The sequence below is a fragment of the Pseudomonas sp. NPDC089752 genome, from assembly GCF_044748725.1.
Taxonomy (GTDB): Bacteria; Pseudomonadota; Gammaproteobacteria; order Pseudomonadales; family Pseudomonadaceae; genus Aquipseudomonas.
The window spans coordinates 260,522-284,005 of the sequence record NZ_JBIVGP010000007.1; the positions used below are offsets into that span (position 1 = coordinate 260,522).

Sequence of the window (23,484 nt, forward strand, 5' to 3'; positions counted from 1 at the left end):
CCACAGAATCTGTGGGAGCGGGCTTGCCCCGCGAAGAAGGCGACGCCGATACTCAGCTCGGGCTGAGGATGGTGTCCTTGGCCTCAGGCAACATCCCTGGGTAATCCAAGGTGTAATGCAACCCGCGGCTTTCCTTGCGCTGCATGGCCGAGCGAATCATCAGCTCCGCTACCTGGGCCAGGTTGCGCAGCTCGATCAGGTCGCGGCTGACTTTGTAGTTGCTATAGAACTCATCAATCTCGTCCAGCAGCAGGCGGACGCGATGCTCGGCGCGTTGCAGGCGTTTGCTGGTGCGCACGATGCCCACGTAGTCCCACATGAAACGCCGCAGCTCGTCCCAGTTGTGCGCAATGATCACATCCTCGTCCGAGTCGGTGACCTGGCTGGCGTCCCAGCAGGGCAGGGCCTTCGGCATGGCGATCTGATCCAGGTGCGCCTGGATGTCGGCAGCGGCGGAGCGGCCGTAGACAAAGCACTCCAGCAGCGAGTTGCTGGCCATGCGATTGGCGCCGTGCAGGCCGGTGAAGCTTGTCTCGCCGATGGCGTACAGGCCTGGCACATCAGTATGGCCACGGTCATCGACCACCACACCGCCGCAGGTGTAGTGGGCGGCGGGGACGACCGGAATGGGTTGACGGGTAATGTCGATGCCAAAGGTCAGGCAACGTTCGTAGACGGTCGGGAAATGGCTCTTGATGAAGTCGGCCGGCTTGTGGGTGATGTCGAGGTACACGCAGTCCACGCCGAGGCGCTTCATCTCGTGGTCGATGGCGCGGGCCACGATATCGCGCGGCGCCAGCTCTTCGCGGGGGTCGAAGCGTGGCATGAAACGTTCGCCATTGGGCAGGCGCAGCAGGGCGCCTTCGCCACGCAAGGCTTCGGTGATCAGGAAGCTCTTGGCCTGAGGGTGGTACAAGCAGGTTGGGTGGAACTGATTGAATTCCAGGTTGGCCACCCGGCACCCGGCGCGCCAGGCCATGGCGATGCCATCGCCGCAGGCACCGTCTGGGTTGCTGGTGTACAGATAGACCTTGGCCGCACCGCCGGTGGCCAGCACGGTGAAACGGGCGCCGAAGGTGTCTACTTCGCCACTGTTGCGGTTCAACACATAAGCGCCCAGGCAGCGATCGCCCGGTAGGCCCAGGCGGCGCTCGGTAATCAGGTCGACCGCCACGCGCTGCTCGAGCAATTCGATGTTCGGGCGCTTGCGGGCCTGGTCGAGCAGAGTGGTGAAGATGGCTGCGCCCGTGGCATCGGCGGCATGAATGATGCGCCGGTGACTGTGGCCGCCTTCGCGGGTCAGGTGGAACTCGAAGCCGCCGTCGTCAACGCTGAAGTGTTCGTCGCGGGTAAAGGGTACGCCTTGTTCGATCAGCCACTGGATGGCCTCGCGGCTGTGCTCGACGGTGAAGCGCACCGCTGCTTCGTCGCAAAGGCCGCCACCGGCGTTGAGGGTGTCCTCGACATGGGACTGGACGGTATCGGTGTCGTCCAGCACCGCAGCGACACCGCCTTGGGCCCAGAAGGTAGAGCCATTGCTCAGGTCGCCTTTGCTTAGCACGGCAATGCGCAAGTGGCTTGGTAGGTTCAGTGCCAGGCTGAGACCGGCGGCGCCGCTGCCGATCACCAGGACATCATGTTGGAATTGTTGGCTCATGTCGGGACACTAGTAATCTTTGGGAGGGGCACGGCACAATAGTCACGCGCAGATGGCATTGTGAAACTATCGTGAATGCAGGCCGGGCTGCCTTTATAGCAGCCTGCGGTGGCCCATTTCCATGCCACCTACGACGTTACGGTAATCTTGATGGGAACTTTCCTACACGACCGGAAATCCTATGAAGGCTGCCCGTGCGCCATAATTTCGCGCGGCGACGCGTGGCGGCAGCTCTATCCGGGCTGACACCTGCGTATCCGAAACCTGATTATCGACGCAGCCGGCCGTGCCCGCGCCGCGTCTTCCGTGCGAGCCGACCAAGGGCCGCAGGAAACTTGCTTGGAGGAGAGAACTTTTGCGAAAAGCCCGAGTCTATGTTTGCAAGCCTGAACGATGGCTTTTGCAACGCTCCTTCAAGTTCACTGAGGAGTGTTCATGCTAACCCAGGAAGAGGATCAGCAGCTTGTCGAGCGCGTTCAGCGCGGTGACAGGCGAGCGTTCGATCTGTTGGTGCTGAAGTATCAGCACAAGATTCTAGGGTTGATCGTGCGGTTCGTACACGACACCCACGAGGCCCAGGATGTGGCACAGGAAGCCTTTATCAAGGCCTACCGTGCGCTTGGCAATTTCCGCGGAGACAGTGCGTTTTATACCTGGCTGTACCGCATCGCCATCAACACGGCGAAGAACTACCTGGTGTCCCGTGGAAGACGGCCACCAGACAGCGATGTGAGCTCCGAGGATGCGGAGTTTTACGACGGCGATCATGGTCTCAAGGATCTCGAGTCCCCAGAGCGCTCCCTGTTGCGGGATGAAATCGAAGGCACTGTCCATCGCACCATCCAGCAACTGCCCGAAGATTTGCGCACGGCTTTGACCCTGCGCGAGTTCGACGGTTTGAGTTACGAAGACATTGCCAGTGTCATGCAATGTCCGGTGGGTACCGTGCGCTCTCGAATCTTCCGCGCTCGGGAGGCCATAGACAAAGCCCTGCAGCCGTTGTTGCAGGAATCCTGAGACAGCGGCGACAGCCAAGAGAGGAACCGCCATGAGTCGTGAAGCTTTGCAAGAATCGCTGTCCGCGGTGATGGACAACGAAGCGGACGAACTGGAATTGCGACGGGTGCTGAGCGCCGTCGACGATGCCGAAACCCGTGCCACCTGGTCGCGTTATCAGGTAGCCCGCGCAGCGATGCACAAGGAGCTGCTGCTGCCTAAATTGGATATCGCCTCGGCGGTGTCTGCCGCGCTGGCCGATGAAGCCGTGCCGGCCAAGGTCAAGCAAGGCCCATGGCGCAGCCTTGGCCGTCTGGCCGTTGCCGCCTCGGTTACCGTCGCAGTACTGGCGGGTGTACGCATGTATAACCAGGACGAGATCACGGGTGCCGAGCTGGCTTCGCAGCAGCCTGCCCAGCAAGGCCTGAGCATGCCACAAACTCAGGGACCAGCCGTGTTGGCAGGCTATAGTGAAAGCAGTGAGCAACCGACCGGGCCAATGGCCAACGGCGTGCTGCAGAACCAGGCCGGCTGGGATCAGCGTCTGCCCGGCTATCTGCGCCAGCATGCGCAGGAATCGGCACTCAAGGGCACCGAAACCGCCCTGCCGTACGCCCGCGCCGCCAGCCTGGAAAACCGCTAAGTAAGGAGGATCATGCGCGCGCTACCTCTCCTGTCGCTGCTGTTAGGCAGCTGCATGACGGTGCCAGCGTTGGCAGCCAACTCCTCGCCTGAGGCGAGTGAGTGGTTGAACAAGCTGGCACAAGCCGAGCAAAAGCAGAGTTACCAGGGCTCTTTCGTCTACGAACGAAATGGCAGCTTCTCTTCCCACGATATCTGGCATCGCGTTCAGGACGGCAAAATCAGTGAGCGGCTTCTGCAGCTCGATGGCGCCGCCCAGGAAATCGTGCGCGTGGATGGCAAGGTGCAGTGCGTCAGCGGTGCCCTCGCCAGTGGAGTGAGCAACCTGCCCGACGCTGCGCCGCGCATGCTCGATCCCCTCAAGTTGATGAGTTGGTACGACCTGGGTGTTGCGGGAAAGGCGCGTGTCGCCGGCCGCGATGCCGTGATCGTCACGCTGACGCCTCGTGACCAGCACCGTTACGCCTTTGAGCTGCATCTGGACAGAAAGACCGGTTTGCCGCTGCGCTCGTTGATGCTCAACGACAAGGGGCAATTGCTCGAACGCTTCCAGATGACCCGCCTCGATACTGACGACCTGCCTACCGACGCCGATCTGCAGGCCAGTGCCGCATGCAAGCCGGTGGAGCGCATGGCCACTGCGAAGACCGAGGCCGTTGCAGGCTGGAGGTCGGACTGGGTGCCGCCAGGATTCGAACTGATCAACAGCACGGTGCGCCGTGACACTTCCCGCGACAGTTCTGTCAGTAGCCTGATGTATGACGACGGCTTGGCGCGTTTCTCGGTATTTTTCGAGCCGGTGAAAGAAGATGCCACCGCTGATGTGCGGACCCAGCTCGGGCCTACCTCGGCTGTTTCGCGACGCCTGAACACGCCCAAGGGCAAGGTGATGGTGACCGTGGTCGGCGAAATTCCACTGGGTACTGCAGAGCGCGTTGCGCTGTCGATGCGGCCCCAGGATGCCCAGGCGCGCCAGTGATGGCGCGCTTTATCAGCCCCTGTGCAAGGCGGTCGGACATGCGGCTGAAATGAAATTAAAGCATTGTCATTTGCAATCCATCTCTAAATTTTCTATAGGTCAGGCTTCTTGGAGTCTGGCCTTTCCTGCTTTTGCAGGGGTCTTACGCTAACTACGCTCGTTGTGACGGGAGCCGTATGTCAATACCTCGCTTGAAACCCTACCTATCGATGTTCGCCGCCGTGCTCATGCTCGGCCAGGTGCTCACCGCCCAGGCTGAGGACCCTCTGCCGGATTTCACCACGCTGGTCGAGCAGGCCTCGCCAGCGGTGGTCAACATCAGTACCAAGCAAAAGCTGCCGGATCGCCGCATTGCAGCCGGGCAGATGCCGGACCTTGAAGGCCTGCCGCCGATGCTCCGCGAATTCCTCGAGCGCAACACCCCGCAGCAGCCGCGTTCTCCTCGTGGGGATCGCCAGCGTGAGGCCCAATCGCTGGGTTCGGGGTTCATCATTTCGCCTGACGGCTATGTGCTGACCAACAACCATGTGGTCGCCGACGCCGACGAAATCGTCGTCCGCCTGTCGGACCGCAGTGAGCTGCAGGCCAAGCTGGTCGGCACTGATCCGCGCACCGACGTCGCGCTGCTCAAGGTCGAAGGCAAGAACCTGCCGACCGTCAAGCTGGGCGATTCCGAGAAGCTCAAGGTCGGTGAGTGGGTACTGGCCATCGGATCGCCGTTCGGCTTCGACCACTCGGTGACCAAAGGTATCGTCAGCGCCAAGGGCCGGACCCTGCCCAATGACACCTATGTACCGTTCATCCAGACCGACGTGGCCATCAACCCGGGCAACTCCGGTGGCCCGCTGTTCAACATGAACGGCGAAGTGGTGGGTATCAACTCGCAGATCTTTACCCGCTCGGGCGGTTTCATGGGCCTGTCGTTCGCCATTCCGATCGACGTCGCCATGGATGTTTCCAACCAGCTGAAGAAGGATGGCAAGGTCAGCCGCGGTTGGCTGGGCGTGGTGATCCAGGAGGTCAACAAGGACCTGGCTGAATCGTTCGGTCTCGATAAACCGGCTGGGGCCCTGGTGGCGCAGGTGCTGGAAGATGGCCCGGCAGCCAAGAGCGGCCTGCAGGTGGGTGATGTGATCCTGAGCATGAACGGCCAGCCGATCGTCATGTCGGCCGACTTGCCGCACCTGGTCGGCACGTTGAAGGATGGCGCCAAGGCCAAGCTTGAGATCATCCGCAACGGCAAGCGCCAGAACCTGGATGTGACCATCGGTGCGATGCCCGATGACGACGCCGACATCGGCACCACCGGCGCCGACGGCAGCGCCGAGCGCAGCAGCAACCGCCTGGGCGTGTCGGTGTCCGACCTGACTGCCGAGCAGAAAAAGTCGCTGGAACTCAAGGGCGGTGTGGTCATCAAGGAGGTTCAGGAAGGCCCGGCGGCGATGATCGGCCTGCGACCGGGTGATGTCATCAGCCACCTGAACAACCAGGCGATCACGTCGGCCAAGCAGTTCACCGAAATTGCCAAGGATCTGCCGAAGAATCGTTCGGTTTCGATGCGTGTGCTGCGCCAAGGCCGTGCCAGCTTCATCACCTTCAAGCTGGCTGAGTAATCTGGCTCGCAAGTAGGAAAGGGCAGCTTCGGCTGCCCTTTTTCATGAACGTTCACAATTGTTTGCCTGAAATGGCCGGTAAGGTGCGACAGAGGAATCTCCCATATCCCTGCTGGTTGAGGTACAATTCCCGGCTATTTTTCGGCGGGCGTCCGGCTCGCAGCCTTTTCCGAGTGTTGACCCGTGAGTGATTTGAGTCATATCCGCAATTTCTCCATCATCGCCCACATCGACCATGGCAAGTCGACGCTGGCCGACCGTTTCATCCAGATGTGCGGTGGCCTGTCGGCACGCGAAATGGAAGCCCAGGTCCTCGATTCCATGGACCTTGAGCGCGAACGCGGGATCACCATCAAGGCCCACAGCGTCACGCTTCACTACAAAGCTCAGGACGGCAAGACCTACCAGCTGAACTTCATCGACACGCCTGGCCACGTCGACTTCACCTATGAAGTCTCGCGCTCGCTGGCCGCCTGTGAAGGTGCGCTGCTGGTGGTGGATGCCGGCCAGGGCGTTGAAGCTCAGTCCGTCGCCAACTGCTACACCGCCATCGAGCAAGGCCTCGAGGTGATGCCAGTCCTGAACAAGATGGACCTGCCCCAGGCCGACCCGGACCGCGTCAAGGACGAGATCGAGAAGATCATCGGCATCGACGCTACCGACGCCGTGGCCTGCAGCGCCAAGAGCGGCATGGGCGTCGACGAAGTGCTCGAGCGCCTGGTGCACACCATTCCGGCGCCCGAAGGCGAGATCGATGCCCCGCTGCAGGCCTTGATCATCGACTCCTGGTTCGACAACTACCTGGGCGTGGTGTCGTTGGTGCGCGTGCGCCAGGGCCGCGTCAAGAAGGGTGACAAGATCCTGGTCAAGTCCACCGGCAAGGTGCACCTGGTCGATAGCGTCGGCGTATTCACCCCGAAACACACCCAGACCGCTGATCTGAAAGCCGGTGAAGTAGGCTTCATCATCGCCAGCATCAAGGACATCCATGGTGCACCGGTCGGTGACACCCTGACCCTTTCCTCGACGCCTGAAGTTAAAATGCTGGCAGGCTTCAAGAAGATCCAGCCACAGGTGTACGCCGGCCTGTTCCCGGTCAGCTCCGACGATTTCGAGGACTTCCGCGATGCACTGCAGAAGCTGACCCTGAACGATTCGTCGCTGCAATACATGCCGGAAAGCTCCGACGCACTGGGCTTCGGCTTCCGTTGCGGCTTCCTCGGCATGCTGCACATGGAGATCATCCAGGAGCGCCTGGAGCGCGAGTACGACCTGGACCTGATCACCACTGCGCCGAGCGTGATCTACGAGCTCGAACTCAAAACCGGTGAAACCATTGTCGTCGACAACCCGTCGAAGCTGCCTGACGTCTCGTCGGTCACCGACTTCCGCGAGCCGATCGTCACCGCGACCATCCTGGTGCCGCAGGAGCACCTGGGCAACGTCATCACTCTGTGCATCGAGAAGCGTGGCGTGCAGCGCGACATGCAGTTCCTCGGCAGCCAGGTGCAGGTGCGCTACGACATGCCGATGAACGAGGTGGTGCTGGACTTCTTCGACCGCCTCAAGTCCACCAGCCGCGGCTATGCTTCGCTGGACTATCATTTCGATCGCTACCAGTCGGCCAACCTGGTCAAGCTGGATGTACTGATCAACGGCGACAAGGTCGATGCCCTGGCATTGATCGTGCACCGCGACAACGCGGCCTACAAAGGCCGTGCGTTGACCGAGAAGATGAAGGAACTGATCCCGCGGCAGATGTTCGATGTGGCGATCCAGGCAGCCATCGGCGGCCAGATCATTGCGCGGACAACCGTCAAGGCGCTCAGAAAGAACGTACTGGCCAAGTGCTACGGCGGTGACGTCAGCCGTAAGAAGAAGCTGCTGGAGAAGCAGAAGGCCGGTAAGAAACGCATGAAACAGGTAGGCAACGTGGAGATTCCACAAGAAGCCTTCCTCGCCGTGCTCAGGTTGGATAGCTAGGTCCTATGTCGCTAAATTTCCCGCTGTTGCTAGTCATCGCCGTAGCCGTTTGCGGTCTGTTGGGCTTGATCGACCTGCTGTTCCTGGCCCCGCGCCGGCGGGCGGCGATCGCCAACTACCAGGGGAGCGTCACCCAGCCCGAAATGGCTGTGGTCGAGCGCTTGAACAAAGAGCCGCTGCTGGTGGAATACGGCAAGTCGTTCTTCCCGGTGCTGTTCATCGTGCTGGTGTTGCGTTCATTCCTGGTCGAGCCGTTCCAGATCCCTTCGGGTTCGATGAAGCCGACCCTGGAAGTGGGCGACTTCATCCTGGTGAACAAGTTCTCCTACGGCATCCGCCTGCCGGTGATCGACAAGAAGGTCATCGAAGTCGGTGACCCGCAACGCGGCGATGTAATGGTGTTCCGCTATCCGAGCGACCCGAACGTCAACTACATCAAGCGTGTAGTCGGCCTGCCGGGCGATCAGATTCGCTACACCAGCGACAAGCGGCTGTTCGTCAATGGCCAGGCCATCGCCGAGCAACTGGTCGGCGCCGAGCCGGGTACCTTGGGCAGCGCCGAGCTGTACAAGGAAAAACTGGGCGAGGCCGAGCACCTGATCCGCAAGGAGATGACCCGCTACCGCATGCCGCCGGACCAGCAATGGACCGTGCCGGCTGGCCATTACTTCATGATGGGCGACAACCGCGACAACTCCAACGACAGCCGTTACTGGGATGACCCGAACATTCCCAAGGAACTGCACGGCATGGTTCCGGACCGCAACATCGTAGGCAAGGCCTTCGCGGTCTGGATGAGCTGGCCAGAACCGAAACTCAGCCACATGCCCAACTTGTCGCGGGTCGGCCTGATCCATTGATACCCATCGGCGCTGTTCACAGACAGCGCCGAATGCATTTCTGACATAGGCTGTGTTCTCAGGGATCGAGAGTTTCGTTGCTCGCCGCAGCGGATCACAGCCAAACAGTCTTTCAGGAAGTTGATTTGAACAACGCGTTGAACAACCAACGGGTGGCTGCATGAGTGCTTCCCTTGCCCGTCTCGAGCGCAAGCTCGGCTACACCTTCAAGGACCAGGACCAGATGGTGCTGGCCCTGACCCACCGCAGCTACGCCGGGCGCAACAACGAGCGCCTGGAGTTTCTCGGTGATGCCATTCTCAACTTCGTCGCCGGCGAGGCGCTGTTCGAGCGCTTCCCGCAGGCCCGCGAAGGCCAGCTGTCGCGCCTGCGCGCGCGCCTGGTCAAGGGCGAGACCCTGGCCCGCCTGGCGCGTGGTTTCGACCTGGGCGAGTATCTGCGCCTGGGTTCCGGTGAACTGAAGAGCGGCGGTTTCCGTCGTGAGTCGATCCTGGCCGATGCCCTCGAAGCACTGATCGGTGCCATCTACCTGGACGCCGACATGCAGACCGCCCGCGAGCGCGTGCTGGCCTGGCTGACCGACGAGTTCGAAAGCCTGACCTTGGTCGACACCAACAAAGACCCGAAAACCCGCCTGCAGGAGTACCTGCAGTCGCGTAGCTGTGAGCTGCCTCGTTACGAGGTGGTCGACATCCAGGGCGAACCGCACTGCCGTACCTTCTTCGTCGAATGCGAAGTGGTGCTGCTGAACAACAAGAGCCGTGGCCAGGGCGTGAGCCGGCGTATTGCCGAGCAAGTCGCCGCCGCCGCTGCATTGATCGCCCTGGGCGTGGAGAATGGCAATGACTGAGAACAATCCGACCCGCTGCGGTTACGTGGCCATCGTCGGCCGCCCGAACGTGGGCAAGTCGACCTTGCTCAACCACATCCTCGGTCAGAAGCTGGCGATCACTTCGCGCAAGCCGCAGACCACTCGCCACAACATGCTCGGCATCAAGACCGAAGGTGATGTGCAGGCGATCTATGTCGATACCCCCGGCATGCACAAGGCCAACGACAAGGCCTTGAACCGCTACATGAACCGCAATGCCTCGGCGGCCCTGAAGGACGTCGATGTGGTGATCTTCGTGGTCGACCGTACCCGCTGGACCGACGAGGACCAGCTGGTGCTCGAGCGCGTCCAATATGTGACCGGCCCGCTGATCATAGCGGTCAACAAGACCGACCGCATGGAAGAGAAGGCCGAGCTGATCCCGCACCTGAAATGGCTGCAGGAGCAATTGCCGAATGCCGAAGTGGTGCCGATCTCCGCCCAGCAGGGGCACAACCTCGAATCGCTGGAGGGCTTGATCGCCAAGCACCTGCCGGAAAACGAGCACTTCTTCCCGGAAGACCAGATCACCGACCGCAGCAGCCGCTTCCTGGCCGCTGAGCTGGTCCGTGAGAAGATCATGCGCCAGCTCGGAGCGGAGCTGCCATACCAGATCACCGTGGAAATCGAAGAGTTCAAGCAGCAGGGCCATGTGCTGCACATCCATGCGTTGATCCTGGTCGAGCGTGACGGCCAGAAGAAAATCATCATTGGCGACAAGGGCGAGCGCATCAAACGCATCGGCTCCGACGCGCGCAAGGACATGGAAACCCTGTTCGACGCCAAGGTCATGCTCAACCTGTGGGTCAAGGTCAAGGGCGGCTGGTCCGACGACGAGCGCGCGCTGCGTTCGCTGGGCTACGGCGACCTGTAATCCTCCTGGAAGCCGGCACTGTCCTTGTGGGAGCGGCGGTCCGGCGATCCGGCTTGCCCCGCGAACACGGGCGAAGCCTGTGCCATACACTCCTAGTGTCTGGGCTGGCCTCTTCGCGGGGCAAGCCCGCTCCCACAGGATGTATCTCGATCTGCGGCTGAGTGATCGCTCATGGAACAACCTGTCGGCCAGCCGGCCTACGTGCTGCACAGCCGTGCTTACAAGGAAACCAGCGCGCTGGTGGACTTCTTCACGCCGCAGGGCCGCTTGCGCGCAGTGTTGCGCCGCGCACGTGGCAAAGGCGGCAGCCTGGTGCGGCCCTTCGTGCCGCTGGAAGTGGAGCTGCGCGGGCGCGGTGAGCTGAAAAACGTCGGGCGAATGGACAGCGTTGGTATCGCGGCCTGGCTGCACGGCGATGCGCTGTTCAGTGGGCTGTACCTCAACGAACTGCTGATGCGCCTGCTGCCCGCCGAAGCACCGCAACCCGAGCTCTTCGAACATTACGCCCTGACCTTGCAAGCCCTGGCGGCCGGGCGCCCGCTCGAACCGCTGTTGCGCTCCTTCGAGTGGCGCCTGCTGGAGGACCTCGGGTACGCCTTCGCGCTGGACCACGACGTCAATGACCAGCCCATCGAAGCCGACGGGCTGTACCGCTTGCGGGTCGATGCCGGCCTTGAGCGCGTCCAGCTGGTGCAACCAGGCCTGTTCAACGGTAGCGAACTGTTGGCCTTGGCGAAGGCCGAGTGGGAGGCGCCTGGCGCTCTGCTCGCAGCCAAGCGTCTGATGCGCCAGGCTCTGGCGGTACATCTGGGGCCAAAACCGCTGGTCAGCCGGGAACTGTTTCGCAAGCGCTGAGCACGTCGTATGCTGTGGGGCTAAACCTTCAGGAGAGCCTTTCGTGACTCACAGCAACCGCATGCTTCTCGGCGTCAACATCGACCACGTGGCGACCCTGCGCCAGGCCCGCGGCACACGCTACCCCGACCCTGTCAAAGCAGCGCTGGACGCCGAGGAAGCCGGCGCCGATGGCATCACCGTGCACTTGCGCGAAGACCGCCGACACATCCAGGAGCGCGACATTCTGGTGCTCAAGGACGTGCTGCAAACGCGCATGAACTTCGAAATGGGCGTTACCGAAGAGATGATGGCCTTCGCCGAGAAGATCCGCCCGGCGCACATCTGCCTGGTGCCGGAAACACGCCAGGAGCTGACCACCGAGGGTGGCCTGGATGTGGCAGGGCAGGAGGCGCGGATCAAGGCAGCGGTGGAGCGCCTGTCACGCACTGGCGCTGAAGTGTCGCTGTTCATCGACGCGGACGAACGCCAGATCGAAGCTTCGCGCCGTGTCGGTGCGCCCGCCATCGAGTTGCATACTGGCCGCTATGCCGACGCCGAAACCCCCACTGAAGTGGCCGAAGAGCTCAAGCGTGTCGCCGATGGTGTCGCCTTCGGCATTGGCCAGGGGCTGATCGTCAATGCCGGGCATGGCTTGCACTACCACAACGTCGAGGCGGTGGCGGCAATCAAAGGCATCAATGAGCTGAACATCGGCCATGCGCTGGTGGCCCATGCGCTGTTCGTCGGCTTCAAGGCGGCGGTGGCCGAGATGAAGGCGCTGATCGTCGCTGCTTCGCGCTGACCCGGCGAGCCTTATTCAGCCTGGAAAACCAGGCTGAATCGGGTTGGCCCGGTGGGGCTGCTGCGGACCTCGACCCGCCCGCCATGCAGCTGCATGATCGACTTCACGATTGCCAACCCAAGCCCGGTCCCGCCTTCCAGCCGGGACCGTCCCGACCCGGCCCGGTAGAACCGTTCGAACAGCTGCGGCAGATGTTCCTCGGCGACTCCCGGCCCCTGGTTGGCCACCCAAAGCCAGACCTCGTTGCCATGGCGTTCGATGCCCACGCTGACCGCCTGGTCGTCCGGACTGTGCCGAATGGCATTGCTCAGCAGGTTCGACAACGCGCGCTGGAACATCAGCCTGTCCGCCAACGCCGTGCCCCAACCCTGTAACCGAAGTGTCAGCCCTTTGTGCTCGGCACTGAAAGCAAACCACTCCAGCACCTGCTCGGCCTCATCCGCCAGCCCCAGCGGCTTGAGTGTCACCTGCGCCTGTGGCTGGCTGACCTGGGCCAGGAACAGCATGTCGTTGATGATGCGGTTGAGCCGGGTCAGTTCCTCGATGCTGTCTTCGAGTACCTCGCGGTAATTTTCACTCTCCCGCTCGCGGGCCAGGGTCACTTGGGCCTTGCCCATCAGATTGCTCAAGGGCGTGCGCAGCTCATGGGCGAGGTCGTCGGAGAACTGTGACAACTGACGTACACCCTGGTCCAGTCGGTCAAGCATCACGTTGATGCTGCGCGCCAACTCGGCGAGCTCCAGCGGCAGCCCAGTGTCGGGCAAGCGGTGCTGCAGGTCCTGCGCCGACACTCTTCCGGCGATGCGCCGGAAGTGTCGCAGCGGCTTCAGGCCTCGGTGCATCAGCCACCATGCGCCTGCGCCGATCAATACCAGCAGCAGCGGCAGGGCGAGCAAGGTCGAGCGCAGGTAAGCCTGGAGCAGGGCGCTGTCGTCGGCACGGTCGAGCGACATCATCACCCGCACCGGGGTGTCGTCACGCAGGCGCATCAGGCGTGTCGCGGTGAGGATCTGTTTGCCAGCGCTGTCACGCCATTCGTGGTAGCCCAGGCGCGCCTCGGTGCGCAGCTCGCCCACCTGCGACTCCAGAGGCGGGCCGAGGCTGAGCAGGTGCGGGTGGCGGCCTTCGAGTGCCAACACGGTGAGGCTGAGGTTGTCGTGGCCCATCACCAGGTCGAGCAGTGGGTGGGCGCGCGCGCCCAGGTCTTCAGTGCGCAGGTCGACCCGCAGGTTGTGCTCCACCTGCAACATCTTGCGTGCCAGGTCCTTGCGTGCGCGGCTGTCCAGTTCATGCTCGAGGGCGACTACCGCCAGGCAGGCCAGCAACAACACCAATGCCGCGCCCATCAGGGTCACGCTCAAGCCCAGGCGAACGGACAGGCTGGACTGCTTCACGCGCGCGCTTCCAGCACATAACCAACGCCGCGCAGGGTGTGGATGAGCTTGTCTTCGAAGGGGTCGTCGATCTTCGCGCGCAGGCGGCGGATCGACACTTCGACCACGTTGGTGTCGCAATCGAAGTTCATGTCCCACACCAGGGAAATGATCTGGGTACGCGACAGGACTTCACCGCTTTGACGCATCAGCAGGTGCAGCAGGGCGAACTCCTTGGCGGTCAGGTCGATCCGCTGCCCGGCGCGGTAGGCGCGGTGGCGGCCGGGGTCCAGTTCCAGGTCGGCGACGCGCAGGGTGCTGGGCTGCAGCTGCTGGTCGTTACGCCGCAGCAGGGTGCGAATGCGCGCCAGCAGCTCGGGAAACTCGAATGGCTTGAGCAGGTAATCGTCGGCACCCAGGTCCAGCCCTTTGACCCGGTCGGCGAGGCGACCGTGGGCGGTGAGCATCATGATGCGGGTGGCCGATTCTGCGCGCAGCCGTTGCAGCACGGCCCAGCCATCGAGTTCGGGCAGGTTGACGTCGAGGATGACCAGGTCGTACGCCTGCTGGCGAGCCAGGTGCAGGCCATCGGTGCCGGTGTGAGCGCAGTCCACAACGTAGCCGTTTTCGCGCAGGCCTTGCTGCAAATAGTCGGCGGTACGCAGTTCGTCCTCAATGATCAATAGGCGCATGGGGGGCTCGGGAAGTTGAGGAGGGGCGATTTTTGACCCTGTAGTGGTGTCAGGGTCAAGCGGCTGCATGTTACTGGATGAGAAAAGCTGAGCGGCGCAGATAACGGATTTGTAATCCTGGTGTTATCTGGCTGTTCATGCGGGCCTCTTCGCGGGGCAAGCCCGCTCCCACAGATACTGCGCAACACCGCAAGACTGTGGGAGCGGGCTTGTCCCGCGAAAGGGCCAGCACATTGCAGGACTGTAATTCCCACCTCACCTTGGCGTTAGCTAAGCCTTGCTAGGATGCCCGCATCTGATCGGTTATCACGAGGCAAACCTGATGAACCTGAGCAAATACCTGCTGCTGGCGATCCTCGCCCTGGGCAGCGCCAGTGTCTACGCCGAAGGTGGCGCCGAACGTTCCCGGCAATTTTGGGAAGCGTTCCGCCAGGACCAGGAACGTTTGCACGGTGACAAGCAAGCGATTGCACAGCGCGAGGCGCAAGAGAAGGCCCGCAAGCTGGCCAAGGACTAGCATTCAGGCGCCCAGACGGGCGCCTTTTTTATTTGCGTGCCAGCAGCGTGGCGCGGCGCGGGGCGGGGAGGCCTTCGACGGTCTTGCTCGAGTCGTTCGGGTCGAGGAAGTCGCCAAGCGACTGGTAGCGCATCCACTCGGTGCTGCGCTGCTCTTCGAGGCTGGTCACGCTGACGTCAACGCAGCGCACGTCGCTGAAGCCAGCGCGCCGCAGCCAGCGTTCCAGCGCAGGTACCGAGGGCAGATACCAGACGTTACGCATCTGTGCGTACCGGTCCTCTGGCACCAGCACCTGGTTTTCGTCGCCTTCGATCACCAAGGTCTCCAACACCAGCTCGCCGCCTTTGACCAGGCAGTCCTTGAGCGCCAGCAGATGCTCGATGGGCGAGCGACGGTGGTAGAACACACCCATGGAAAACACCGTGTCGAAGCCTTCCAGGTTGGCCGGCAGCTCTTCCAGCGCAAACGGCAGGTGCCAGGCGGGCAGGTCGGGCAAGTACTGCTGCACCGCCTGGAACTGGCAGAAGAACAGCCAATTGGGGTCGACGCCGATTACCATGTCGGCGCCGGCGCCGAGCATCCGCCACTGGTAGTAGCCGTTGCCGCAACCGACGTCGAGCACGCGCTTGCCCTTGAGGTCCAGATGCGGGCCGACCCGCGACCATTTCCAGTCCGAGCGCCATTCGGTGTCCACGTGCACGCCGAACAGATCGAACGGCCCCTTGCGCCAGGGCGACAGGCCCATCAAGCCTTGGCGCATCTGCTCACGGGTGGCGTCGTCGCAGTCACAGTCGAGGCGCAAGCCGTCGACCAGGTCGATTTCGCTGGGTTGCAATGCCGGCAGGGCATCGAGGGCGCCGCGCCAGCGATCGAGGTCGCCATGGCCTTTTTCCAGCTTGGCGTCCAGTTGGGCTTGCAGGCCTTGCGACCAGGAAGCCAGGGGCGTGCCCGCCAGGCGGCGGACGAGAGGGGACAGATCGATCATGGCAGGGCTATCAGCGAGGTGAAATTAAGGCATTGGAACCACGGCACCACCTTGCTGAAACCCGCGGCGCGCAGGCGCTCGGTGTGGGCTTGCAGGGTGTCTGGCTTCATCACGTTTTCGATGGCGCTGCGCTTCTGGGCGATCTCCAGTTCGCTGTAGCCGTTGGCTCGTTTGAAGTCCAGGTGCAGTTCGTTGAGCAGGGTCTGCTCCTCGTCATCGGCAAAGCGCAGTTTTTCCGAGAGGATCAGCGCGCCACCGGGCAGCAGGGCCTGACGGATGCGGCCCAGCAGCGCCAGGCGTTGCTCGGGGGCGATGAACTGCAAGGTGAAGTTCATCGCCACCACCGAGGCGGGCTCGAAGGGCAGGGTGAGGATGTCGGCTTCCAGCACTTGCACCGGCAACAGTTCCTGGAACATCGAGTCCTGCGCGTTGAGGTACTGGCGGCAGCGCTCGACCATGGCGGCGGAATTGTCCACGGCGATCACCCGACAGCCATCACTGCGCACATGGCGGCGCAACGACTGGGTGACAGCGCCCAGCGAGGCGCCGAGGTCGTACAGCGCGGTGTTCGGCTGGGCGAAGCGCGCCGCGAGCACGCCGAGGTTCTCGACGATGGTCGGATAACCGGGCACCGAGCGCTTGATCATGTCCGGGAACACGCGCACCACGTCTTCGTTGAACACGAAGTCGGGGACTTGCTCCAGAGGCTGGGCGAAAAGGCGGTCGGGCTGTTTGCTCACGGTGAATCCAGGCGGCTGATAAGAGGCAGGGCCGGCATTCTAGCCAAACCGCGGCAAGGATGCATGATTGGCTGACCAGCGCTTTGCGCTCATTCAACTCGCACGGCGCAATCGAAGGTCTGCACCGGGCGCACTTCCGGCGCCCAGGGCTGCTGGTAGACCAGCACCAGGTGCCCTTCGCCGGCCGCACGTCCCTCGAAGCGCCAGGTGGAGATGCCCGCGCTTCCGACGATACCCGCGTCCTCCGGGGCGCTGTACACCTCGGGGCCGAGGCTGCGCAGGACGTTCGAGGCGGGATTCTGCACCAGCCAGCGGTAGCCGGTGGTGGGGTTGCTGGGCAGGGTCAGGGTGAGTGGCTGACCGACCTGCAGGCGCTGCGGGCACTCGCTTTCGGCGTCGAGTTCGACGGGTTCACGCGGGTGCTGGGCGCAGGCGGTGAGCAGGGCGAGGCTCAGGGGAACGAGCAGACGAGGGGCAGTCATGGTGGCTCCAGAGGCGGGCGATGGCCTGAGGATAACCGAAGAAGTCGGGTTTTGTGTGGTCAGTGCCGGCCCTTTCGCGGGCAAGCCCGCTCCCACAGATACTGCACAACGCCGCAGTATTGTGGGAGCGGGCTTGCCCCGCGAAAGGGCCGGTATGGGTTAGAACAGGACTTTGGCCACGTCGGCAAAGCGCTTGGCAAAGTGCACCGTCAGCCCCTCACGCAAGTACTCCGGCAACTCTTCGAAATCGCCGCGATTCGGCTCCGGCAGAATCAGCTCGAAGATCTTCTGCCGACGCGCCGCGATGACCTTCTCACGCACCCCGCCAATCGGCAGCACCTGCCCGGTAAGGGTCAACTCGCCGGTCATGGCCACGCCTTTCTTCGGCGCCTGGTCGCGGGCCAGCGAAAGCAGGGCACTGGCCATGGTGATGCCAGCACTCGGGCCGTCCTTGGGTGTGGCACCTTCGGGTACGTGCAGGTGAATGAACGCTTCGTTGAAGAAGCCCGGATCACCGCCAAACTGCTTGAGGTTGGAGCTCACGTAGCTGTAGGCGATCTCGGCGGATTCCTTCATCACGTCACCCAGCTTGCCTGTCAGCTTGAAGCCGCGGTTCAGGGTATGAATGCGGGTGGCTTCGATCGGCAATGTCGCACCGCCCATGCTGGTCCAGGCAAGGCCTGTGATCACCCCTTTGCCAGCGAGCACCTGCTCACTGCGGAATACCGGCATGCCGAGTGAGGCCTCCAGATCCTTTGGGCCGATCTTCAGCTTGGCATCCGGGCTTTCGAGCAGCTTGACCACGGCCTTGCGCACCAGTTTGCCCAGTTGTTTTTCCAGCTGGCGCACGCCGGCTTCGCGGGCGTAACCCTCGATCACCAGGCGCAGAGCGCTGTCGCTGATGCTCAGGCTGGTCTTGGCCACACCGGCCTTTTCCAGCTGCTTGGGCCACAGGTGGCGCTTGGCGATGGCCAGTTTTTCTTCGGTGATATAACCGGACAGGCGGATCACTTCCATCCGGTCGAGCAACGGGCCAGGGATGGAATCCAGGGTGTTGGCGGTGCACACGAACAGCACTTTGGACAGGTCAAGGCGCAAGTCCAGGTAGTGGTCGAGGAAGTCGACGTTCTGCTCGGGGTCGAGAGTTTCCAGCAGCGCCGAGGCCGGGTCGCCCTGGTAGCTCTGGCCCATCTTGTCGATCTCGTCGAGCATGATCACCGGGTTCATCACCTCGACGTCCTTCAGCGCCTGCACCAGCTTGCCCGGCTGGGCGCCGATGTAGGTGCGGCGGTGGCCCTTGATCTCTGCTTCGTCACGCATGCCGCCGACACTGAAACGGTAGAACGGCCGGCCCAGGGATTCGGCGATGGACTTGCCGATGCTGGTCTTGCCCACGCCGGGCGGGCCCACCAGCAACACGATCGAGCCGCTGATCTCGCCTTTCCAGGCGCCCACGGCGAGGAATTCGAGGATGCGTTCCTTGATGTCGTCCAGGCCGGCGTGGTGCTGGTCGAGCACCTTGCGCGCGTGCTTGAGGTCGAGCTTGTCCTTGCCGTACACGCCCCAGGGCAGGGCGCTGGCCCATTCCAGGTAGTTGCGCGTCACGGCATATTCCGGCGAGCCGGTCTCGAGGATGGCCAGCTTGGCCATTTCTTCATCGATGCGCTTTTTGGCCTGCGCCGGCAGGGTCTTGCCTTGCAGGCGCTGTTCGAACTGTTCGAGGTCGGCGCTGCGGTCGTCCTTGGTCAGGCCCAGCTCCTGCTGGATGACCTTGAGCTGCTCTTTGAGGAAGAACTCGCGCTGGTGCTCGCCGATCTGCCGGTTGACCTCGGCCGAGATCTCGTTCTGCAGGCGCGCGACTTCGACTTCCTTGCGCAGCATCGGCAGGACTTTCTCCATGCGCTTGAGCATGGGTACGCAGTCGAGCACTTCCTGCAGCTGGTTGCCAGTGGCCGAGGTGAGCGCGGCGGCAAAGTCGGTGAGCGGGGACGGGTCGTTGGGGCTGAAGCGGTTGAGGTAATTCTTCAGCTCTTCGCTGTACAGCGGGTTGAGCGGCAGGAGTTCCTTGATCGCGTTGATCAGGGCCATGCCGTAGGCCTTGACCTCATCGGTCGGCTCGGCCGGCTGGCGTGGGTATTCGACTTCAACCAGGTAGGGCGGGCGATGGTGCTTGAGCCAGGTGCGGATGCGTACGCGGGTCAGGCCCTGGGCAACGAACTGCAGCTTGCCGTTTTCGCGGCTGGCATGGTGGACCTTGACCAGGGTGCCATACTCCGGCAGTGCCGAGGTGTCGAAGTGGCGATGGTCTTCCGGCGGGGTGTCCATGAAGAACAGCGCCAGGCAATGGTCCGGGGTCTTGGCCACCAGGTCGAGGGTTTCAGCCCACGGCTCTTCGTTGACGATGACCGGCAGCACCTGGGCCGGGAAGAATGGGCGATTGTGGATCGGGATCACGTAGACCTTGTCCGGCAACTGCTGGCCGGGCAGGGCAAGGGCGTGGCCGTGGCCGGCTTCGGCCTGGGCATCGAGGTGTTCGACTTCGCTGTGTTCGTCGGGTTGTTCCGGGAAATCCTGCTGGTCGCTCATGGGGCACCTGCGTGAATGACTATGGTGCTTAGATGGGGCGCGAGGGGATGGGTTTCAATGGTAGACGAAGGGAGGAGGGTGGTGTTCTTGCTGGCCTCTTCGCGGGCAAGCCCGCTCCCACAAGTACAGCGCCATTCTCGAATGTGGCACTGTACCTGTGGGAGCGGGCTTGCCCGCGAACGCGGCGGCAGGGGCGCCGCCGCAATTGAAGCTTAGTCGGCGAGTTTGTAAGCGATGATGTAATCGCCCATCTTGGTACCCAGCGAGCCATGGCCACCGGCGACGATCAGCACATACTGCTTGCCGTCCTTGCCGCTGTAGGTCATTGGTGTGGCCTGGCCTCCCGCTGGCAGGCGGGCTTTCCACAGTTCCTTGCCGTCGTTCACGTCATAGGCGCGCAGGTACTGGTCGAGGGTGCCGCTGAGGAAGCCGACGCCACCGGCAGTGACGATCGAACCGCCCATGCTCGGTACGCCGACGGGCAGGCCGATCGGCACCGGCGTGCTGTCATGGGTGGTGCCGTTCTTGCGCTTCCATACCACTTTGTTGGTGAACAGGTCGATGGCTGCCACGTAGCCCCAGGCTGGTGCCTGGCACGGTACGCCCAGCGGTGACATGAACGGGTGCATGATCACCGCGTAAGGCGCGCCGGTGTTCGGCTGCACGCCGCTGGTCTCGCTTTCGCGCTTGCTGCCGGCGGCCACTTGCTCACGGGGCACCATCTTCGACACGAAGGCCATGTAGTTGGGCGAGGTGAACAGCAGCTGGCGCACCGGGTCGACCGAGACGCCGCCCCAGTTGAACACGCCGACGTTGCCCGGGTAGACCAGCGAGCCCTGCTCGGACGGCGGGGTGTACTGGCCTTCGTAACGCAGTTCGCGGAACTGGATACGGCACAGCATCTGGTCGAACGGCGTGGCGCCCCACATGGACTGTTCGGTCAGGTCCGGGCCGAGCAGGTTGAGGTCGGAGCGGGCCTGGGTCGGTGCGGTGTGGTCACCCTTCACCGCGCCCTGCGGCACCGGGATCTCGCGGATCGGCACGATCGGCGTGCCGTCGCGGCGGTCGAGCACATACAGGCTGCCCTGCTTGGTCGGCACGATGATCGCGGGCTTGACGTCGTCCTTGGTCTTCAGATGCACCAGGGTTGGCTGGCTGCCGACGTCCATGTCCCACAGGTCGTGGTGGGTGAACTGGTAGTTCCAGCGCGCCTTGCCGGTGGCAAGGTCCAGGGCGACCACGCCAGCGCTGTACTTCTCGGCGCCTGGGGTGCGGTTGGCGCCGTACTGGTCAGGGGTCTGGTTGCCCAGCGGCAGGTAGACCATGCCCAGGTCTTCATCGACGCTGGCCAGCGACCACATGTTGGCCGAGTTGCGGCTGTAGGTCTTGCCTGGTGCCAGTGGCTTGGTGTCGTCCGGGTTGTTGCTGTCCCAGTTCCACACCAGGTGGCCGTCGTGCACGTCGTAGGCGCGGATCACGCCGGATGGCTCGTTGGTCGATTCGTTGTCGGTGACATGGCCGCCGATGATCACCAGGCTGCGGGTGACCGCCACGGGCGAGGTGGAGTAGTAACCGCCGGCAGTGAATGGGCCGATACCGGTGGTCAGGTCGATCGCGCCCTGGTTGGCGAAGCCTTCGCAGACTTTGCCGTTGTCGGCGTTGATGGCGATCAGGCGAGCGTCGGCGGTCGGCAGGTAGAGGCGGCGCGGGCAGGCCTGGGCGACGGCCTGGCCTGCATCGGAGACTTTCGGCGCGGGGCTGCCGTCACGGCTGACGTAGCTGTTCTCGTCGTAGTACGAGACGCCGCGGCAGGTCATGTGGGCAAAGCCCTTGAACGTGCCGACTGGGGTCTTGATCTGCGGGTCGTAGCGCCAGATCTCGGCGCCGGTGTCCGGGTCCAGGGCCAGCACCTTGCTGTGGGCGGTGCAGGCGTACAGCATGCCGTTGGCCTTCAGCGGGGTGTTTTCGTTGGTCAGTTCAACCGGGTCGTTGTCGGTGGGCAGGTCACCGGTGCGAATGCGCCAGGCTTCTTCCAGGCGGTAAGCATTCTGCGCGGTGATCTGGCGCAGCGGCGAATAACGGTCGCCGTGTTCGGTGCGGCCATAGGCTTGCCAGTCACCGTCCGGCATGGCCGGGGCGGCGCTGCCCATTTCGCTGTTGTCGCGGCCCAGTTCGCCGAACACTTCACCCGGGTGGGTGAACTGGCTACCCAGCGCGCAGGCGCCGGAGGCCACTACGGCAACGCTGAGCAGGGCCATATTGGCCTTGTTGGCCGGCCCGGTCAGCGGGCGACGCGCCCACGGCAGCAGCAACACCACGCCGATGGCGAACCAGATGGCCAGGCGTGGCACCAGTTGCCACCAGTCCAGGCCCACTTCCAGCAGCGCCCACGCGGTGCTGCCCAGCAGCACCAGGCCGTACAGGCCCAGGGCCAGGCGGCGCTGGGCCAGCAGCAGGACGCCCGACAGGGCGAAGCCGATGCCGGCGATCAGGTAATACAGCGACCCGCCCAACTGGCTCAGCTTGATGCCGCCCGCCAGCAGGGCCAGGCCCATCAGCAACAGCAACACGCCCAGCAGGCGCGGTAGCCAGCGGCTTCCATTCTTGGCACCGTCAGTGCTCATCGTATGTTCTCCGTTAGGTGAATGGTTGTCAGAAAGTGCTTTGGATCTTCAGGCCGCCGACCAGGGCATCGTCGACCTGCGACACCCCGCCCGGATGGCGGATGTACTGCAGGTTCGGGCGTACCGTGAGCCAGTCGGCCAGGTGAATGCCGTAATACAGCTCGGCGCTGTATTCGGTGTCCTGTACAGGGAGGAAACCGGGATTGTCATAGTCGTAGAGGCCTGCGGCCTGGTTGGCCAGGCGGGCGTTCTTGCGGTAGCCGGGGTTGACGTGCACGCGGGCGAGGGCGAACCCGATGTCGTCCTTGGCGCGGGCGTCGAAGGGGCCCTTGTATACCAGTCCTGCCTGCACATAGTTGTCGATGGCATTGGTCTTCTTGTCGTGCACCGTGGCGTTGGCGAAAAGGCTCAGGCCGCGCGACTGGTCGGAGGCAAGCGAGGTGACCTGTTGCTGGGCGCCGAACCACAGGCCGTGCTTGCTCGAACTGCTGCGGTAGGCGGCGCCACTGATGGCAGCCGGCTGGCCGTTGCTGTCCTTTAGAACGTCCTGTGCCTTGGCATTACTGTAGTAGTAGCCGGCGCGATATTCCCCTTTCAAGCCATTGACCCGCGGGCTCCAGACCAGTTCGATCGGCATCACCGCGCCCTGGGTGCCGCTGCCGCTGAGCTTGAAACCGTTGCCGGATTCGAGGTTGGAGGGGTTCTGTTCGAACACGCCGACCTGGGCATAAAGCGCATCGTTGAGGTTGTAGCGCACGCGCAGCGCCCACTGGCTGACTGGCCAGTTGTACCAGATGCCACCGACCCAGTTGCCCACTTGCGAGCCGCAGAAGGCCAGGTTCTGGAAGTCGCAAGGGAAGCTGTTGAAGTCCTCACCCTCGCCGAAGCGGCCGAATTTCACGTCCAGGGCGCCATCGAAGTACTTCTGCTTGATCCACATCTGCGTCAGCCGCCAGGTTTCGCCGCGGCCCCAGACTTCCTGGGCGGAGGTGAAACCGCCGACGCGCGGGTCGTTGATGCGGTCGTTGCTGATGTTGTCGCCGTGGCGTTCGGTGATGGTCAGTTGCAGCTCGGTGTCGTGCCAGCCGAGGATTTTTTCCAGGTCCAGGTGGCTGCCATAGGTGAACTGGTCGCTGTAGCGCGCAGTGCGGTCGTGGTCGTAACCGCCGTGCAGGTTGCTGCCCATCTCGCCGGTGTAGCCGAAGGTGAAGTCGTAGCCTTTTTCCAGCAGCTCGCTGCGGGTGCCGCTCCAGTCGCCGAGCATCCAGGGGGAGTCGCTGGCGAACATGTCGCTGGCGCTGACGCCAGGTGACAGGCTGGTGGCGAGGGCAATCAGGGCAGGGCCGGTGTAGCGGGTTCTAAGCATGAGAT

General features: G+C 63.0%; 20 protein-coding genes. 11 read left to right on the forward strand and 9 right to left on the reverse strand.

Annotation, left to right across the window (positions count from 1 at the left end):
• Nucleotides 1–52 precede the first annotated feature (52 nt).
• Nucleotides 53–1,657 (reverse strand): L-aspartate oxidase, encoded by a 1,605-nt coding sequence (nadB, locus tag ACIPZF_RS14350; protein WP_400800320.1) that lies wholly within the window; start codon nucleotides 1,655–1,657, stop codon nucleotides 53–55.
• Nucleotides 1,658–2,092: 435 nt separating this feature from the next.
• Here nadB and rpoE point away from each other — a divergent pair, with 435 nt between their 5' ends.
• From rpoE to pdxJ, 10 genes are all read left to right on the forward strand, one after another.
• Nucleotides 2,093–2,674 carry an RNA polymerase sigma factor RpoE gene (rpoE, locus tag ACIPZF_RS14355; protein ID WP_011535354.1) on the forward strand — a complete coding sequence of 194 codons (582 nt, stop codon included), beginning with the start codon at nucleotides 2,093–2,095 and terminating at the stop codon, nucleotides 2,672–2,674.
• 31 nt (nucleotides 2,675–2,705) lie between these two features.
• On the forward strand, nucleotides 2,706–3,296 hold the full coding sequence (locus tag ACIPZF_RS14360) for a sigma-E factor negative regulatory protein (protein WP_400800323.1): 591 nt from the start codon (nucleotides 2,706–2,708) through the stop codon (nucleotides 3,294–3,296).
• A gap of 12 nt (nucleotides 3,297–3,308) precedes the next feature.
• The gene (locus ACIPZF_RS14365; protein WP_400800326.1) at nucleotides 3,309–4,274 is read left to right on the forward strand and encodes a MucB/RseB C-terminal domain-containing protein; all 966 of its coding nucleotides are present in this window, start codon (nucleotides 3,309–3,311) and stop codon (nucleotides 4,272–4,274) included.
• 209 nt (nucleotides 4,275–4,483) lie between these two features.
• Nucleotides 4,484–5,887, forward strand: coding sequence for a DegQ family serine endoprotease (locus tag ACIPZF_RS14370; RefSeq protein ID WP_400800595.1), 1,404 nt, complete (start codon nucleotides 4,484–4,486; stop codon nucleotides 5,885–5,887).
• Nucleotides 5,888–6,070: 183 nt separating this feature from the next.
• Nucleotides 6,071–7,870, forward strand: coding sequence for a translation elongation factor 4 (gene lepA / locus ACIPZF_RS14375; protein ID WP_400800329.1), 1,800 nt, complete (start codon nucleotides 6,071–6,073; stop codon nucleotides 7,868–7,870).
• Nucleotides 7,871–7,875: 5 nt separating this feature from the next.
• Complete coding sequence (lepB, locus tag ACIPZF_RS14380) at nucleotides 7,876–8,730, forward strand: signal peptidase I (RefSeq protein ID WP_400800332.1); 855 nt, start codon at nucleotides 7,876–7,878, stop codon at nucleotides 8,728–8,730.
• Nucleotides 8,731–8,890: 160 nt separating this feature from the next.
• Nucleotides 8,891–9,580, forward strand: a complete 690-nt coding sequence (gene rnc, locus ACIPZF_RS14385; RefSeq protein ID WP_400800335.1) for a ribonuclease III — start codon at nucleotides 8,891–8,893, stop codon at nucleotides 9,578–9,580.
• A complete protein-coding gene (gene era, locus ACIPZF_RS14390) occupies nucleotides 9,573–10,475 on the forward strand; it encodes a GTPase Era (protein ID WP_400800338.1) in 903 nt (300 codons plus the stop codon). The genes rnc and era overlap by 8 nt, the downstream gene beginning before the upstream one ends.
• A gap of 171 nt (nucleotides 10,476–10,646) precedes the next feature.
• On the forward strand, nucleotides 10,647–11,330 hold the full coding sequence (gene recO, locus ACIPZF_RS14395) for a DNA repair protein RecO (RefSeq protein ID WP_400800341.1): 684 nt from the start codon (nucleotides 10,647–10,649) through the stop codon (nucleotides 11,328–11,330).
• 61 nt (nucleotides 11,331–11,391) lie between these two features.
• On the forward strand, nucleotides 11,392–12,114 hold the full coding sequence (pdxJ, locus tag ACIPZF_RS14400) for a pyridoxine 5'-phosphate synthase (RefSeq protein WP_400800598.1): 723 nt from the start codon (nucleotides 11,392–11,394) through the stop codon (nucleotides 12,112–12,114).
• An 11-nt stretch (nucleotides 12,115–12,125) separates the two neighbouring features.
• Here the strand turns inward: pdxJ and ACIPZF_RS14405 are convergent, their stop codons facing one another.
• Both ACIPZF_RS14405 and ACIPZF_RS14410 read right to left on the reverse strand, forming a co-directional pair.
• Entirely contained in the window at nucleotides 12,126–13,508 is a 1,383-nt protein-coding gene (locus ACIPZF_RS14405; RefSeq protein WP_400800344.1) for a heavy metal sensor histidine kinase, read from the reverse strand.
• Nucleotides 13,505–14,179, reverse strand: a complete 675-nt coding sequence (locus ACIPZF_RS14410) for a heavy metal response regulator transcription factor (RefSeq protein ID WP_400800347.1) — start codon at nucleotides 14,177–14,179, stop codon at nucleotides 13,505–13,507. Before ACIPZF_RS14410 ends, ACIPZF_RS14405 begins: the two co-directional genes overlap by 4 nt.
• Before the next feature lie 322 nt (nucleotides 14,180–14,501).
• Between ACIPZF_RS14410 and ACIPZF_RS14415 the strand changes: the two genes are divergently transcribed.
• Nucleotides 14,502–14,696, forward strand: coding sequence for a hypothetical protein (locus ACIPZF_RS14415; RefSeq protein ID WP_400800350.1), 195 nt, complete (start codon nucleotides 14,502–14,504; stop codon nucleotides 14,694–14,696).
• A gap of 28 nt (nucleotides 14,697–14,724) precedes the next feature.
• Here ACIPZF_RS14415 and cmoB read toward each other — a convergent pair whose 3' ends face one another.
• From cmoB to ACIPZF_RS14445, 6 genes are all read right to left on the reverse strand, one after another.
• Entirely contained in the window at nucleotides 14,725–15,681 is a 957-nt protein-coding gene (cmoB, locus tag ACIPZF_RS14420) for a tRNA 5-methoxyuridine(34)/uridine 5-oxyacetic acid(34) synthase CmoB (RefSeq protein WP_400800353.1), read from the reverse strand.
• A complete protein-coding gene (gene cmoA / locus ACIPZF_RS14425; RefSeq protein WP_400800356.1) occupies nucleotides 15,678–16,421 on the reverse strand; it encodes a carboxy-S-adenosyl-L-methionine synthase CmoA in 744 nt (247 codons plus the stop codon). The genes cmoB and cmoA overlap by 4 nt, the downstream gene beginning before the upstream one ends.
• Nucleotides 16,422–16,510: 89 nt before the next feature.
• A complete protein-coding gene (locus tag ACIPZF_RS14430; RefSeq protein WP_400800359.1) occupies nucleotides 16,511–16,903 on the reverse strand; it encodes a protease inhibitor I42 family protein in 393 nt (130 codons plus the stop codon).
• A 159-nt stretch (nucleotides 16,904–17,062) separates the two neighbouring features.
• Complete coding sequence (gene lon, locus ACIPZF_RS14435; RefSeq protein ID WP_400800361.1) at nucleotides 17,063–19,489, reverse strand: endopeptidase La; 2,427 nt, start codon at nucleotides 19,487–19,489, stop codon at nucleotides 17,063–17,065.
• A 212-nt stretch (nucleotides 19,490–19,701) separates the two neighbouring features.
• Complete coding sequence (locus ACIPZF_RS14440; protein ID WP_400800364.1) at nucleotides 19,702–22,113, reverse strand: glucose/quinate/shikimate family membrane-bound PQQ-dependent dehydrogenase; 2,412 nt, start codon at nucleotides 22,111–22,113, stop codon at nucleotides 19,702–19,704.
• A gap of 28 nt (nucleotides 22,114–22,141) precedes the next feature.
• Nucleotides 22,142–23,479, reverse strand: coding sequence for a carbohydrate porin (locus ACIPZF_RS14445; RefSeq protein ID WP_400800367.1), 1,338 nt, complete (start codon nucleotides 23,477–23,479; stop codon nucleotides 22,142–22,144).
• Nucleotides 23,480–23,484 lie beyond the last annotated feature (5 nt).